This is a genomic window from Vibrio bathopelagicus (assembly GCF_014879975.1).
GTDB lineage: Bacteria > Pseudomonadota > Gammaproteobacteria > Enterobacterales > Vibrionaceae > Vibrio > Vibrio bathopelagicus.
Genome location: NZ_CP062500.1, coordinates 421,537 through 435,578, shown reverse-complemented (window position 1 = coordinate 435,578; position 14,042 = coordinate 421,537). Strand labels below are relative to the sequence as shown.

Annotated in this window: 12 protein-coding genes; 10 read left to right on the top strand and 2 right to left on the bottom strand. The window is 43.3% G+C overall.

Annotated features, from left to right (window positions below; genetic code table 11):
• The first annotated feature begins 516 nt into the window (after positions 1-516).
• From leuA to IHV80_RS02025, 5 genes are all read left to right on the top strand, one after another.
• Positions 517-2,064 (top strand): 2-isopropylmalate synthase, encoded by a 1,548-nt coding sequence (leuA, locus tag IHV80_RS02045; RefSeq protein WP_009847816.1) that lies wholly within the window; start codon positions 517-519, stop codon positions 2,062-2,064.
• Positions 2,065-2,160: 96 nt separating this feature from the next.
• Positions 2,161-3,252 (top strand): 3-isopropylmalate dehydrogenase, encoded by a 1,092-nt coding sequence (leuB, locus tag IHV80_RS02040; RefSeq protein WP_065113142.1) that lies wholly within the window; start codon positions 2,161-2,163, stop codon positions 3,250-3,252.
• Positions 3,253-3,369: 117 nt separating this feature from the next.
• Entirely contained in the window at positions 3,370-4,782 is a 1,413-nt protein-coding gene (leuC, locus tag IHV80_RS02035) for a 3-isopropylmalate dehydratase large subunit (RefSeq protein WP_065113141.1), read from the top strand.
• Between the two features lie 14 nt (positions 4,783-4,796).
• Positions 4,797-5,399: a 3-isopropylmalate dehydratase small subunit gene (leuD, locus tag IHV80_RS02030; RefSeq protein ID WP_065113140.1), complete on the top strand. Its 603-nt coding sequence runs from the start codon at positions 4,797-4,799 to the stop codon at positions 5,397-5,399.
• A 208-nt stretch (positions 5,400-5,607) separates the two neighbouring features.
• Positions 5,608-6,393 (top strand): DUF547 domain-containing protein, encoded by a 786-nt coding sequence (locus tag IHV80_RS02025; protein ID WP_192889906.1) that lies wholly within the window; start codon positions 5,608-5,610, stop codon positions 6,391-6,393.
• A 100-nt stretch (positions 6,394-6,493) separates the two neighbouring features.
• Here the strand turns inward: IHV80_RS02025 and IHV80_RS02020 are convergent, their stop codons facing one another.
• Both IHV80_RS02020 and djlA read right to left on the bottom strand, forming a co-directional pair.
• Complete coding sequence (locus IHV80_RS02020; RefSeq protein ID WP_192889905.1) at positions 6,494-7,039, bottom strand: DUF924 family protein; 546 nt, start codon at positions 7,037-7,039, stop codon at positions 6,494-6,496.
• A 61-nt stretch (positions 7,040-7,100) separates the two neighbouring features.
• Positions 7,101-7,955 (bottom strand): co-chaperone DjlA, encoded by an 855-nt coding sequence (gene djlA, locus IHV80_RS02015; RefSeq protein ID WP_102434624.1) that lies wholly within the window; start codon positions 7,953-7,955, stop codon positions 7,101-7,103.
• A 149-nt stretch (positions 7,956-8,104) separates the two neighbouring features.
• On the opposite strand from djlA, the gene lptD reads away from it, so the two are divergent.
• The 5 genes from lptD to apaG all read left to right on the top strand — a co-directional run bounded on the left by lptD (position 8,105) and on the right by apaG (position 14,042).
• Positions 8,105-10,450, top strand: a complete 2,346-nt coding sequence (lptD, locus tag IHV80_RS02010) for an LPS assembly protein LptD (protein ID WP_192889904.1) — start codon at positions 8,105-8,107, stop codon at positions 10,448-10,450.
• 43 nt (positions 10,451-10,493) lie between these two features.
• Positions 10,494-11,789 (top strand): peptidylprolyl isomerase SurA, encoded by a 1,296-nt coding sequence (gene surA, locus IHV80_RS02005; protein ID WP_192889903.1) that lies wholly within the window; start codon positions 10,494-10,496, stop codon positions 11,787-11,789.
• Positions 11,779-12,768, top strand: coding sequence for a 4-hydroxythreonine-4-phosphate dehydrogenase PdxA (gene pdxA / locus IHV80_RS02000; RefSeq protein ID WP_192889902.1), 990 nt, complete (start codon positions 11,779-11,781; stop codon positions 12,766-12,768). Before surA ends, pdxA begins: the two co-directional genes overlap by 11 nt.
• Positions 12,765-13,580: a 16S rRNA (adenine(1518)-N(6)/adenine(1519)-N(6))-dimethyltransferase RsmA gene (gene rsmA, locus IHV80_RS01995; protein ID WP_192889901.1), complete on the top strand. Its 816-nt coding sequence runs from the start codon at positions 12,765-12,767 to the stop codon at positions 13,578-13,580. Before pdxA ends, rsmA begins: the two co-directional genes overlap by 4 nt.
• Positions 13,581-13,661: 81 nt before the next feature.
• Entirely contained in the window at positions 13,662-14,042 is a 381-nt protein-coding gene (gene apaG / locus IHV80_RS01990) for a Co2+/Mg2+ efflux protein ApaG (RefSeq protein ID WP_009847827.1), read from the top strand.

Genomic DNA, 14,042 nt, shown 5'->3' with positions numbered 1-14,042 from the left:
GATGCAACTGTAGAAGATTAATTACTCACTATTTAATCAAATGATTAATTAATCGAACCATACTTTTAATTCTGTTGGTGAATCGTTCCATTAAAAAGATTTACTACAAAGTTTTAACCTACACACAAGCCAAACGATAAACTAACCAGCCAACACAAAACCCGAAAACAACCGATTACGCCAATAAACCAACCCTCAACAGCACAAACCAAACAAAAACACTGCCAATGTACACTGATATTGGATTTTCTTGTTTGACGCTTAGAATAAATTACGGTAAATATGGTGTTAACAGTTTATTTACGGATATTTGTGTAATGATTTTTTCTTCTTCTCGACTGCTGAAACTTCTCCTTATCGTGAACCAATCGCGCGGGTAAGTTGTGGGTCAAGAACTACACAAATATTAAAACCCGCGCTGAGCGGGTTTTTTTGTAACTGGCACTTTTAAAAGAACATCATTCTTAATAATAATTTGGATAGCAATCGATTCATTATCGATATAAGGAAGCACCCATGAACGATCAAGTAATAATTTTTGATACTACCTTACGTGACGGCGAGCAAGCATTGGCAGCAAGCCTTACGGTAAAAGAGAAGTTACAGATCGCTTATGCTCTTGAGAGACTGGGTGTAGATGTTATCGAAGCTGGCTTCCCTATCTCTTCTCCAGGTGATTTTGAGTCAGTACAAACCATCGCTAAACACATCAAAGACAGCCGTATTTGTGCACTTTCTCGTGCTGTAGCGAAAGATATCGACGCCGCAGCAGAAGCGCTTAAAGTTGCTGACCAGTTCCGTATTCATACCTTCATCTCAACATCGACGGTTCACGTACAAGACAAATTACGCCGCAGCTACGACGATGTAGTAGAAATGGCAGTAAAAGCCGTCAAACACGCTCGTAACTACACCGATGATGTTGAGTTCTCTTGTGAAGATGCCGGTCGTACCCCTATCGACAACCTATGTCGTATGGTTGAAGCCGCGATTAACGCAGGCGCTAAAACCATCAACATTCCAGACACCGTGGGCTACACAGTGCCTAACGAGTTTGGTGGCATTATTAAAACGCTATTCGATCGCGTACCAAACATCGATCAAGCAATCATCTCTGTTCACTGTCACGATGACTTAGGTATGTCAGTTGCGAACTCAATTGCTGCTGTGCAAGCGGGCGCTCGTCAAATTGAAGGCACAATCAATGGTATTGGCGAACGTGCGGGTAACTGTTCTTTAGAAGAAATTGCAATGATCATCAAAACTCGCCAAGAGCTTTTGGGTGTTCATACAGGCTTGGATCATAAAGAGATTCACCGTACCAGTAAGTTAGTTAGCCAGCTTTGCCACATGCCAATTCAAGACAACAAAGCAATCGTCGGTGCCAACGCATTCAGCCACTCTTCAGGCATTCACCAAGATGGCATGCTTAAGAATAAGAACACTTATGAGATCATGACGCCTGAGTCTATTGGCTTGAAAAACAAAGCCTTGAACCTAACAAGCCGTAGTGGCCGAGCAGCTGTTAAGAGCCACATGGACGCTATGGGTTATAAAGACAATGAGTACAATCTAGATTCATTGTACGAAGACTTCTTGAAGCTTGCTGACCGTAAAGGACAAGTGTTCGATTACGACCTAGAAGCATTGATGCACTTCGCGAATCTACGTGATGAAGATGACTTCTATAAACTTAACTACCTAAGCGTACAATCTGGTAGTGTTATGTCTACCACCAGCATCAAACTGCAATGTGGTGACGAAGAGAAATGCGAAGCCGCTGTCGGCAATGGCCCTGTTGATGCTTTATACCAATGTATCTACCGCTTAACAGGCTACGAAATCGCGTTGGATAAATTCGACCTTACTGCAAAAGGTGAAGGCGAGGATGGCTTAGGTCAAGCGGACATCATTGCTAACTATAAAGGCCGTAAATACCACGGTACGGGCGTTTCAACGGATATCGTTGAAGCTTCTGGTCAAGCGTTGCTACACGTTATTAATAGCATTCAACGCGCAGACACTATTGCTGAAATGAAACAGCAAAAATTCGCGACAGTTTAATACCCAATAACAGAGCCCTAGAGCCGATGTTGTTGGCTTTAGGGACAAAATTTAAAACGAGCCAAACAGCTCAGTAACAAGAATTAAAGGATTAACATGACAGATAAATCATACAAAATTGCCGTACTACCTGGTGATGGCATTGGCCCAGAAGTAATGCAACAAGCACACAAAGTGCTAGACGCGATTGAAAAGAAACACGCAATTAGCTTTTCTCGCGAAGAGTATGATGTTGGTGGTATCGCGATTGATAACCACGGCTGTCCACTTCCAGACGCAACAGTTGCAGGCTGTGAAGAATCTGACGCGGTACTTTTTGGTTCTGTCGGCGGTCCTAAATGGGAACACCTTCCACCAAACGACCAACCTGAACGTGGTGCCCTACTTCCGCTACGTAAACACTTCCAACTGTTCTGCAATCTACGTCCTGCACAAATTCACAAGGGTTTAGAATCTTTCTCTCCTTTACGTGCTGACATTTCAGGCAATGGCTTCGACATCGTCGTTGTTCGTGAACTAACGGGCGGTATCTACTTCGGTCAACCAAAAGGCCGTGAAGGCGAAGGCGCAACTGAAAAAGCGTTTGATACTGAGGTTTACCACCGTTACGAAATCGAACGTATTGCAAAAATCGCGTTTGAATCTGCTCGTCTACGTAACAAAAACGTTTACTCAATCGATAAAGCGAACGTTCTACAGAGCTCTATTCTATGGCGTGAAGTAGTTGAAGAAGTAGCGAAAGACTACCCAGATGTGAAACTGAACCACATGTACATCGATAACGCGACCATGCAGCTAATCAAAGATCCATCTCAGTTTGACGTGATGCTTTGTTCAAACATCTTTGGTGACATCATCTCTGATGAGTGTGCAATGATCACTGGCTCTATGGGCATGCTTCCTTCTGCAAGCTTGAACGAAAGCAACTTCGGCTTATACGAACCAGCGGGCGGCAGTGCTCCAGATATCGCAGGTAAGAACATCGCGAACCCAGTAGCACAAATTCTTTCTGCTGCGCTAATGCTTCGTTACAGCCTAGGCGAAGAAGCCGCAGCGCAAGACATCGAAACAGCGGTATCTAAAGCGCTTTCTGCTGGCGAGCTAACAGCAGATCTTGCAGGCAAAAACCAAGCACTGACTACCTCAGAAATGGGTGACAAGATCGCAGAGTACATCTTAGCTTCATAAGCTAGATGCTTAGATTAGAAGCAAGTACATAAGAATAATATCAAGCCAAGTCAGCTTAAATTGCATGACTTGGCTAGAAACAAACACTGGGACTGATGCTCCCAAGGAAGAAAAGCTATGTCGACAAACCAGCAAGCAAAAACCTTATACGAAAAAGTTTATGACGCTCACGTTGCGGTTGCAGCGAAGGGCGAAACGCCAATTCTTTATATCGATCGCCACTTAGTTCATGAAGTAACGTCGCCACAAGCCTTTGATGGCCTGCGTGAAAAAGGCCGTAAAGTTCGCCAAGTAGGCAAAACTTTTGCAACCATGGATCACAACGTATCGACACAAACGAAAGACATCAACGCTTCTGGCGAGATGGCTCGTATCCAAATGGAAACGCTATCGAAAAACTGTGAAGAGTTTGGTGTCACGCTTTACGACCTAAACCACAAATACCAAGGTATTGTGCATGTAATGGGCCCTGAGTTAGGTATTACTCTGCCGGGCATGACCATCGTATGTGGTGACTCACACACGGCAACACACGGTGCATTTGGTTCTTTAGCATTCGGTATCGGTACTTCTGAAGTTGAGCACGTTTTAGCAACTCAAACGCTAAAACAAGCTCGCGCTAAAACCATGAAGATCGAAGTAAAAGGCAAAGTCGCTGAAGGCATTACCGCAAAAGATATCGTACTCGCGATCATCGGCAAAACAACAGCTGCTGGCGGTACAGGCTATGTGGTTGAATTCTGTGGTGAGGCAATTACTGACCTTACAATGGAAGGTCGCATGACGGTATGTAACATGGCAATCGAACTGGGTGCGAAAGCGGGCTTAATCGCTCCTGATGCAACGACTTACGAATACATCAAAGGTCGTAAGTTTTCTCCTGAGGGCGAAGATTTAGAAGCAGCTATTGAATACTGGAACACATTGAAAACCGATGCTGATGCAGAGTTCGATGCTGTTGTGACGCTAGAAGCTGCAGATATCAAACCACAGGTTACTTGGGGAACCAATCCCGGTCAGGTTATCTCGGTAGACACACCAATTCCTGCACCAGAAAGCTTTGCAGACCCTGTTGAAAAGGCATCTGCAGAAAAAGCTTTGGCTTACATGGGACTAGAGGCGGGTAAATCTCTATCGGATTACAACGTCGATAAAGTCTTCGTGGGTTCTTGTACTAACTCGCGTATCGAAGACATGCGTGCAGCTGCAGCAGTAGCGAAAGGCCGCCAAGTAGCGAAACATGTTCAAGCATTGATCGTTCCTGGTTCTGAGCAAGTAAAAGCACAAGCTGAAGCTGAAGGTCTAGATAAGATCTTCATCGAAGCAGGCTTTGAATGGCGCCTACCGGGTTGCTCTATGTGTCTTGCAATGAACAACGACCGTCTAGGTCCACAAGAACGCTGTGCTTCTACATCAAACCGTAACTTTGAAGGTCGCCAAGGCCGTGATGGTCGTACGCACCTAGTTAGCCCTGCAATGGCAGCCGCAGCGGCTATCGCTGGTCACTTTGTCGATATTCGTGAACTTTAATTAGAGGATTTAACATGTCAGGTTTTCAACAACACACCGGATTAGTCGTTCCTCTAGATACGGCCAACATCGATACTGATGCGATCATTCCAAAGCAATTTCTACAGAAAGTAAACCGTATTGGTTTTGGTAAGCACTTGTTCCACGATTGGCGCTTCCTAGATGACGCAGGCCAACAACCAAATCCCGAGTTTGTAATGAACGCACCACGCTATAAAGGCGCTTCAATCCTACTGGCTCGTGAAAACTTTGGTTGTGGTTCATCTCGTGAACACGCACCTTGGGCGCTTGCTGATTACGGTATTCAAGTGATGATCGCTCCAAGCTTTGCCGATATATTCTACGGTAACTCGATCAATAACCAGATGGTGCCGGTTCGTCTTACAGAGCAGGAAGTTGATGAAATCTTCCAGTTCGTAGAAGCGAATGAAGGTGCTGAGATCCACGTTGATTTAGAAGCAATGAAAGTCAGTGCGAATGGAAAAGAATACTCGTTTGAAATTGATGAGTTCCGTCGTCACTGTTTGCTAAATGGCCTAGATAACATCGGCCTAACACTTCAACACGCAGATAAGATTTCAGAGTTTGAAGCTAAGATTCCTAGCTTCCTGAAATAAAACGCTCTTGAAATAGCACAGTCTTTACATAGAGCAAGCGATTTCAAAAACATCTAAAAGGTTGGCTCAGTGCCAACCTTTTTTATTTGAGTCAGTTTTGATTAGACCAAACTTTTTTTGTTTAACTTGAATGGTTTATTTAACTAAAGGACTATGAAAGAAAATAGTGAGCCGTAGGGTCTTAGTAGTCAGTCATCAGGAGAATGCTATGAAACAACTACTCTTTATCATTAGTCTACTTTTCTCAACCTTAGCTTGGTCTGCGCCTAAATCCGAACTTTGGCCATACTGGAACCAAAGCAATGAAGCCAGCCAAGAACAGGTATCTCATCAAGACTGGCAGCAATTTATCGATAGCTACTTAGTTAAACAAGAGCAAAACACCCTAGTTCGCTATCAAGCGGTGAGCAGTGCAGATAAGACAAAGCTCAAGCAGTACATCAAGAGATTAGAGCAGTTGAATCCACTCGACTATTCAAAAGCGGAACAGTATGCCTATTGGGTTAATCTATATAACGCCGTGACTGTCGATTTGATTCTTGATGCTTACCCAATAAAATCCATCACCAAGCTCGGCGGCTTATTTAGTTTCGGGCCATGGGGGGATGAAGTAGTCGTGGTTAATGGTAAGGCACTGACACTGAATGATATTGAGCATCGAATCCTAAGACCAATATGGCAAGACCCACGTACGCACTATGCTGTTAACTGTGCCAGCCTAGGTTGCCCTAACCTGCAATCTCAAGCCTTTACCGCTGACAACACCGAGATGCTGTTAGAGCAAGCCGCAACTGAATTTGTAAATAGTGACAAAGGTGTACTGATTCAAAATAATAATAAGCTTCAGTTATCATCGATTTACGAATGGTTTGCTGTGGATTTTGGTACGGAGAAACAACTCATTCAACACTTAGAACAATATCGAACAAAACCAGTAACGAACACTAAAAACATCAGTTATGACTATGATTGGTCGCTGAACCAAGCAAACTAGTTTTAACGTTAAAGATCATGAATGAAGCAAAACAAAAAAGAAGCTAGAGGTTTCTATTAACCACTAGCCTCTTCTCAATTCTTTGACTGTATTTCTACAATTAAAAGCTTGAGCCCGGTTGCTGCAAGAATTCAACCTCTTCAGGAGTCGAAGTTCGCCCCAACACTTCATTACGGTGAGGATAACGACCAAAACGCTCAATAATCACTTTATGCTTGAACTCAAAATCCAGATTATTTTCTAGACCCGTCTGAGAAAAGAGCAAAACAGCTTGTTCATGAATCAACAGAGATTCGCTGTGCATATAAGGCATATACAAAAAGCTTTTTTGTTGTTGATTCAACTGATGGTCAAAACCACCAGCAACCGATTCCTGAGCTAAAGCTAGTACCATCGGGTCTGCTGAAAATGCCGCCGGACTGTTTCTGCCAATATTTCTAGAAAACTGGTCCAGAACGATAATCTCTGCCAAACGCCCTTCCGCTGTTTGACGCCATTCAAAAAGTTCACCTTGTACAGCAACTTTATGCAATTCAGAGAATCGAGTCTTAATTAAAACATCGACCTCTTCACCGCCAGTAAACCAGTCTTTAGGCGTCAGCTCATCGAACCAAAACTCTAAAACATCATGGTAAGTTAACGTCATATAATTCCCTTTAAATTTAACTAAACGCTTTTCACATTAAATACAATTCACGATAGCTCTATTACTTAAAGCCTTTGACCTTCTTAATTAGATCATAAGCATTTTGAATTTCTTGTGATTTCTCTTTCGCGACGTTCATCATCTCTGGCGGTAAGCCTTTCGCCATCAATTTATCAGGGTGATGTTCGTTCATCAGTTTACGGTAAGCTTTCTTTACTTCTTTGCCGTCAGCACTTTCGCTCACATCCAATACCTTAAAGGCATCCGCTAATTGGTTCTGTTGTGAAGCTTGCTGCCAACCTGATGACTGTCCGTGACCTTGATGGCCACCAAAGTTGCCACCTTGCTGCTGAAATCGGAATGCCGCTTCTTGCATTTGTAAACGACGCTCTAGTTGCTCTGAAGAGAATCCAAGTCCTTGAGCAATCTTATGAAGAACCTGACGCTCACTTGGATGAAGGCTTCCATCAGCAAATGCAGCTGATACCTGTAGTTCCAAAAAGAACTGCAAAAGATCAAAACGGCCGCCCGACGAGATCTTCACACGCTCAAGCACATCACTTAACGGGAAGTCGCTTTCTTTGCCATCACGAAACGCATCTTGCGCTGCTTTACGTTGCTCGCCATGCAGGTTCATACGCTCCATCATTGTAGAAGCGAGCTGAATCTCTTCAGGTGTTACTTGCCCCTTCGCCTTGGCAACATGTCCCATAACCGCAAAAGCCGCTTTAAAGAACTCGTTTTGCCTTTCTGCTTGGCTTGGTCCACGACCAAAACCAGAACTATTGAATCCCGATTGGTTTAAACGTCGAGCCTTATCAAATTGATGCCCCAAAAATAGGCCAAAAACTAAACCAAGCGGACCTCCAAATAAAAAGCCAAAAAAAGCGCCCAAAATTTTGCCAAATATTTGCATTATGTGTTCTCTATCTATGAATTTTATCTGAGTAACGCTGTCTGATGATGCTGAATGCTAATATTTCCTTTATCATAAGGAAAATGCTTTATTAATTGGATTGATACTAGATCAACCCTTCATCTAGTGACACAGGATAGTTCAACTTCATGCAATCTTTTTCCCGCACCTTGTTAGCCGCGTCTATAAGTACGGCATTATACGTGTCGACAACTCAAGCTGAAACAATCACCGATAGTAGTGTGCAGGAAATGCCCTCTATAGATCAATGCTTGATCGAACCCGCTGCCGAAAACGAGACACAACTGCCCGCTCATGTGGAATCAGATCGCTTAGAGGCTATCAATGGTGACAAGGCAATATATTCAGGTGATGTAAGAGTTACGCAAGGAAATAAAACCATCCTTGCTGATAATGTAACGCTTCACCAACAAGAAAACATCGTTGTAGCTGAAGGCAACGTAAACTTTAGTGACGGTCAAATTAAGTCTATCTCAGACAAGGCGACCAATAACCTCACTACTGATGAAATGACGCTAGAAAATACCGACTACGAATTTCTTTGCGAACCAGGCCGAGGTAATGCGGTATATATTGCGAAAACAGGCAAAGCGGTTTACGAGATAGAAGATGGCTCGATTACCTCTTGTCCTATTGGTGATAACGCTTGGCGACTAAGAGCATCGAGCATCAGCGTCGACCAAGACGAAGAGCAAGCCACCTTTTATAATCCACGTTTTGAAATTCAAAGTGTCCCAGTATTTTACTTACCGTACTTAACCGTACCAGTTGGTGACACACGTAAAACCGGCTTCTTGTATCCAACTGTTTCTTACGGCTCTAGTGATGGCTTTGAAGCTGAAATCCCCATTTATTGGAACTTAGCGCCAAACTACGACTTGGAAACCACCTTCAAGTACATGCAAGAGCGTGGCACCCAGCTCAACAGTAAATTCCGTTATCTGAGTGATTTCGGCTCAGGTAGTATTGACTCTGAATACTTACCTGACGACCAAAAATACTCAGAAAAAGGCGACCGATGGGGATTTCAACTCCAACATTCAGGTATCTTTCAGCAATCTTGGTTATTTGAAGTCGACTACTCAAAAGTCAGTGATATTGATTACTTTACCGACTTGAGTTCTGGTATTGGTAACCGTGAAGATGGCCAACTGCTTCAGGAAGGACAAGCGACATACCGTTCACAAAACTGGGATGCCTCAGTATTGGTACGAGACTTTCAGGTTCTTACCACAAGCAACAACCTGCCTTACCGCTTAATGCCACAGCTAGAGTATAACTACTATGCTCCTGAGGTCATGGATTACCTAGATTTCGACCTCATCAGTCATATATCGATGTTCGATACCGATGCTTCTGGTAAACCATCTGCGACGCGTGTACACGTTGAACCTGGCATTACAATTCCGGTTGGAAACACCTGGGGTACTTGGACAACAGAAGCTCGATTACTTGGTACTTATTATCAGCAAGATCTTGATGGCGTTGATACAGGTAGTGGCTCTGACTATGAAGGGCTAGAAGAATCCACCAGTCGTGTTATTCCTGAATTTAGAAGCCATGCTGGCATCGTTTTGGAGCGAGATACCACTATTGTAGGTAACTATACACAGACGTTAGAGCCTCAGGTGCAGTACCTTTACGTACCCGAAGAGGATCAAAGCGAAATTGGTCTTTACGATACAACACTACTACAGACTGATTACTATGGCTTATTCAGAAGCCGTAAATACAGTGGCGTAGATCGAATTGCTGCAGCAAATCAAGTCAGCTATGGTGCATCGTCTCGTTTCTTTGATGATGAATATAAAGAACGACTTAATATATCCTTTGGTCAAATTTTCTATATTGATAAAGACACCAAACAGAATTTAAACAGCGATGATGCAGATAAAAATTCCAACTACTCTTCTTGGGCTGTTGAGGTCGACTTTAACTACGACGATTACCTGTTTTATCACGGCGGTGTACAATACGATATTGATACATCAGCGATGCAACTTGCAAACAGTACTCTCGAGTACCGCTTTGCTGGCGGTTATATACAAACCAACTATCGATATGTAACCAAAGAGTATATTGAAGATACCGTCGATTTTAATGTTGGCTCAATTACCAAAGATGGTATATCTCAAGCAGGCTTACTCGGCGCTTACCAAATTTCACCAAAATGGAATGCAAGTGCTCAATACTTCTATGATTTAACAACAGAAGAAGAACTAGAGTGGTTAGCACGACTCAATTATAAATCGGATTGTTGGTATATCGGCTTCACCTACAGCAACCAATTGCGTAGTTGGGAAGGTGACTACATCAACACATCGAACGCAACTCCGGTCTACGAAAATAACCTTAGTGTGAATTTCGGTATTATTGGCTTTGGTACTAACCTAGGTTCTGATTCAGGTGCTGTTGGGGATAGTAGTTCAGACAACTCATTGAGCTATGGTCGACCATTCTTCTTAAACAACTAATTTTATTTATTGATAAACAATCAATAAATATAAAGGATTACACATGACATTGTGGAAACACACATTAATTGCTATCGCAGCAGCTTGCACTGTATCAACGAGCTACGCAGCACCGGTTGAGCTCGATAGCGTAAAAGTGATCGTTAACGAAGGCGTTATCTTACAAAGTGACATCGACGCTTCAATGAAGACACTGCGTGCAAACGCAAAAAAAAGTGGTCAGACATTACCATCACAAGATGTATTGAATGAGCAAGTTCTAGAAAAGCTGATCATTGATACGATTCAAACTCAAGAAGCGGAACGTATCGGTGTTCGTATTGATGATGCTCGACTTGATCAAGCAATCAAAGACATTGCGAAAGACAACAACCAGACAGTAGCTCAACTTACAGCATCCGTTGCTGAAGAAGGCCTTAGCTACAATGCATTTCGTGAACAAGTAAGAAAAGAGATTGCAGCAAGTGAAGCTCGCAATGCCTTGGTTCGCCGTCGTATTAATATCCTTCCTGCAGAAGTTGACAACCTAGCGGACATCTTAGCGCAAGAAACCAATGCTACTGTTCAATACAAAATTGGCCACATTCAACTTCGATTTAATGATGACCAAACCAAAGAAGAATTAGAAGCACAAGCGACAGATTTAGTGGACGAGCTAAACAACGGCAAAGACTTCAGCACCATGGCTTATACTTACTCTAAAGGCCCTAAAGCACTGCAAGGTGGTGACTGGGGTTGGATGCGTAAAGAAGAAATGCCTACGATTTTCGCAGACCAAATCAAAATGCAGAATAAAGGCAGCATCATCGGGCCATTCCGAAGCGGTGTTGGCTTCCATATTCTAAAAATTGAAGACGTAAAAGGTTTGGAAACCGTTGCCGTGACAGAGGTTAATGCACGTCATATTTTGATTAAACCAACAGTTATCTTGAGTGATGACGGTGCGAAAGAGCAACTTGAAGAGATCACTCGTCGCGTAAACGCGGGTGAAGCGAGCTTTGGTGAACTTGCACAGCAATACAGCCAAGACCCAGGATCAGCTGTTCAAGATGGTGAACTAGGTTACCAAACTCCTGATTTATACGTACCTGAATTCAAGCATCAAGTGGAAACACTACCTGAAGGCAAAATCAGCGCACCATTTAAGACAGTTCATGGCTGGCATATTGTTGAAGTACTGGATCGCCGAGAAGTAGACCGTACAGATTCTGCTTTGAAAAACAAAGCGTACCAAATTTTATTTAACCGTAAATTCAACGAAGAAGCTGGCGCTTGGCTACAAGAAGTAAGAGCGAGTGCTTTTGTTGAAATGGTTGAGGATGACCAAGATGACAACTAAGCGCCTTGTCATTACGGCAGGTGAACCGGCGGGAATTGGGCCCGATTTAACTCTCGCCTTATCCCAAGAAAGCTGGCCACATCAACTAGTAGTTTGTGCGGACAAAACCCTACTAACAGAGCGAGCTGAAATGTTAGGGATCGAGGTTGAGCTGTTGGACTACGATTCAACAGCGCCCAAGCAACCTCAACGCTCTGGAACACTGGTTGTGAAACATGTTCCACTGGCTGAAGTCGCCATTGCGGGTCAACTTAATGAAGCGAACGGCCACTACGTATTAAATACATTAGAAACCGCAGCAATTGGCTGTATGAATGATGAATTTGATGCTATTGTCACCGGCCCTGTTCACAAGGGTGTAATTAACCGAGCTGGCGTTGCTTTTAGTGGCCATACCGAGTTCTTTGCAGAGAAGTCCAATACTCCACTTGTCGTGATGATGTTGGCAACAGAAGGGCTGCGTGTTGCTCTCGTAACAACGCACATCCCGCTAGCTTATGTATCTCAAGCAGTGACCGAAGACAGATTAGAGCAAATCATTGCTATTCTGCATAAAGATTTGGTCGAAAAGTTTGCTATAGAGAAACCAACTATTTACGTGTGTGGATTGAATCCACATGCGGGTGAAGATGGTTGTTTGGGTCGTGAAGAAATAGAAACCATCACCCCTACGCTAGAAAAAATTCGCCAGAAATATGGTATTAATTTAGTTGGCCCATTGCCAGCAGACACCATCTTTAATGAAAAATATTTGCAAGATGCAGATGCTGTTTTAGGTATGTATCACGACCAAGTACTCCCGGTATTGAAATACAAAGGGTTTGGTCGCTCAGTGAACATCACGCTTGGCTTACCGTTTATTCGCACATCAGTCGATCACGGTACCGCCTTAGACTTGGCAGGGAAAGGCCAAGCCGATACAGGGAGCTTTAGAACAGCGCTCACGCACGCCATTGAATTAGTAGAGAAAAAGCAATGAGAAATGATGTCCACTTAGGGCACAAAGCGCGTAAACGTTTTGGTCAAAACTTCCTTAACGATCCATACATTATTGATGGGATCGTATCGAGTATTAACCCACTTCCAGGCCAGAACTTAATAGAAATTGGCCCAGGTCTTGGTGCGATTACTGAACCTGTTGGCAAGCTTGTCGATAAGTTCACAGTAATTGAACTGGATAGAGATCTTGCGGAACGTCTGCGTAATCACCCTGATCTTGCTGAAAAGTTAACGATCTATGAAGGTGATGCAATGAAGTTCGATTTCGAACAACTTGTTAAGCCAAACAACAAGCTACGTATCTTCGGTAACTTGCCATACAACATCTCTACACCATTGATGTTCCACCTTTTTGAATTCCATAAAGACGTGCAAGACATGCACTTTATGCTTCAAAAAGAAGTCGTTAACCGATTAGCAGCTGGCCCTGGTACTAAAGCTTACGGTCGTCTAACGGTTATGGCTCAATATTACTGTAAAGTCACTCCTGTGTTAGAAGTGCCACCAACAGCATTTGTTCCGCCACCGAAAGTAGACTCAGCAGTCGTTCGCCTTCAGCCTTATGAAGTACTGCCTTATCCGGCAAAAGATCTTAAGTGGTTAGATCGCGTGTGTCGTGAAGGCTTCAACCAGCGTCGTAAAACAGTCCGTAACTGTTACAAGAGCTTAATCAGTAAAGAGGAGCTTGAAGAGCTAGGAGTAAACCCTGGCATGCGCCCTGAGAACCTGACACTCGAACAGTTTGTCGATATGGCGAACTGGTTGCACGACAGTCACAACGCTGACAAATAATCGTAAAAGGCTCCTACACTTCGGTGAGGAGCCTATTTTTTATGTAATACTTAAAGCATACCAACAACAAAAGGTGCGAATATGGATATATCTACGCCTTGTATCAAATGCCAGGTTCATTCTAAATATATTGAAGAACAATCTGAGCCATCTAAGAATCGCTACGTTTTCGCTTACATCATTACCATCAAAAATCTAAGTAAAACAACGGTACAACTTATGTCTCGCCGCTGGCTGATTACCGACTCTAACGGTAAACAACTCACCATAGAAGGTGATGGCGTAGTTGGACAACAGCCTGTGATTGAAGCCAATGACGAATACACGTATACCAGCGGTACAGTCATAGAAACTCCAGTGGGCGTTATGCAAGGTCACTATGTGATGACCGATCATAAAGGCATTGATTTCATAACAGAAGTCGACCCATTTAGACTGGCTATCCCCAATATTCTTAACTAG

Excerpts from the sequence above, each read along its gene's own strand:
- leuA (WP_009847816.1), top strand. The coding sequence starts at position 517 with ATGAACGATCAAGTAATAATTTTTGATACTACCTTACGTGACGGCGAG.
- leuB (WP_065113142.1), top strand. The coding sequence starts at position 2,161 with ATGACAGATAAATCATACAAAATTGCCGTACTACCTGGTGATGGCATT.
- leuC (WP_065113141.1), top strand. The coding sequence starts at position 3,370 with ATGTCGACAAACCAGCAAGCAAAAACCTTATACGAAAAAGTTTATGAC.
- leuD (WP_065113140.1), top strand. The coding sequence starts at position 4,797 with ATGTCAGGTTTTCAACAACACACCGGATTAGTCGTTCCTCTAGATACG.
- IHV80_RS02025 (WP_192889906.1), top strand. The coding sequence starts at position 5,608 with ATGAAACAACTACTCTTTATCATTAGTCTACTTTTCTCAACCTTAGCT.
- IHV80_RS02020 (WP_192889905.1), bottom strand. The coding sequence starts at position 7,039 with ATGACGTTAACTTACCATGATGTTTTAGAGTTTTGGTTCGATGAGCTG.
- djlA (WP_102434624.1), bottom strand. The coding sequence starts at position 7,955 with ATGCAAATATTTGGCAAAATTTTGGGCGCTTTTTTTGGCTTTTTATTT.
- lptD (WP_192889904.1), top strand. The coding sequence starts at position 8,105 with ATGCAATCTTTTTCCCGCACCTTGTTAGCCGCGTCTATAAGTACGGCA.
- surA (WP_192889903.1), top strand. The coding sequence starts at position 10,494 with ATGACATTGTGGAAACACACATTAATTGCTATCGCAGCAGCTTGCACT.
- pdxA (WP_192889902.1), top strand. The coding sequence starts at position 11,779 with ATGACAACTAAGCGCCTTGTCATTACGGCAGGTGAACCGGCGGGAATT.
- rsmA (WP_192889901.1), top strand. The coding sequence starts at position 12,765 with ATGAGAAATGATGTCCACTTAGGGCACAAAGCGCGTAAACGTTTTGGT.
- apaG (WP_009847827.1), top strand. The coding sequence starts at position 13,662 with ATGGATATATCTACGCCTTGTATCAAATGCCAGGTTCATTCTAAATAT.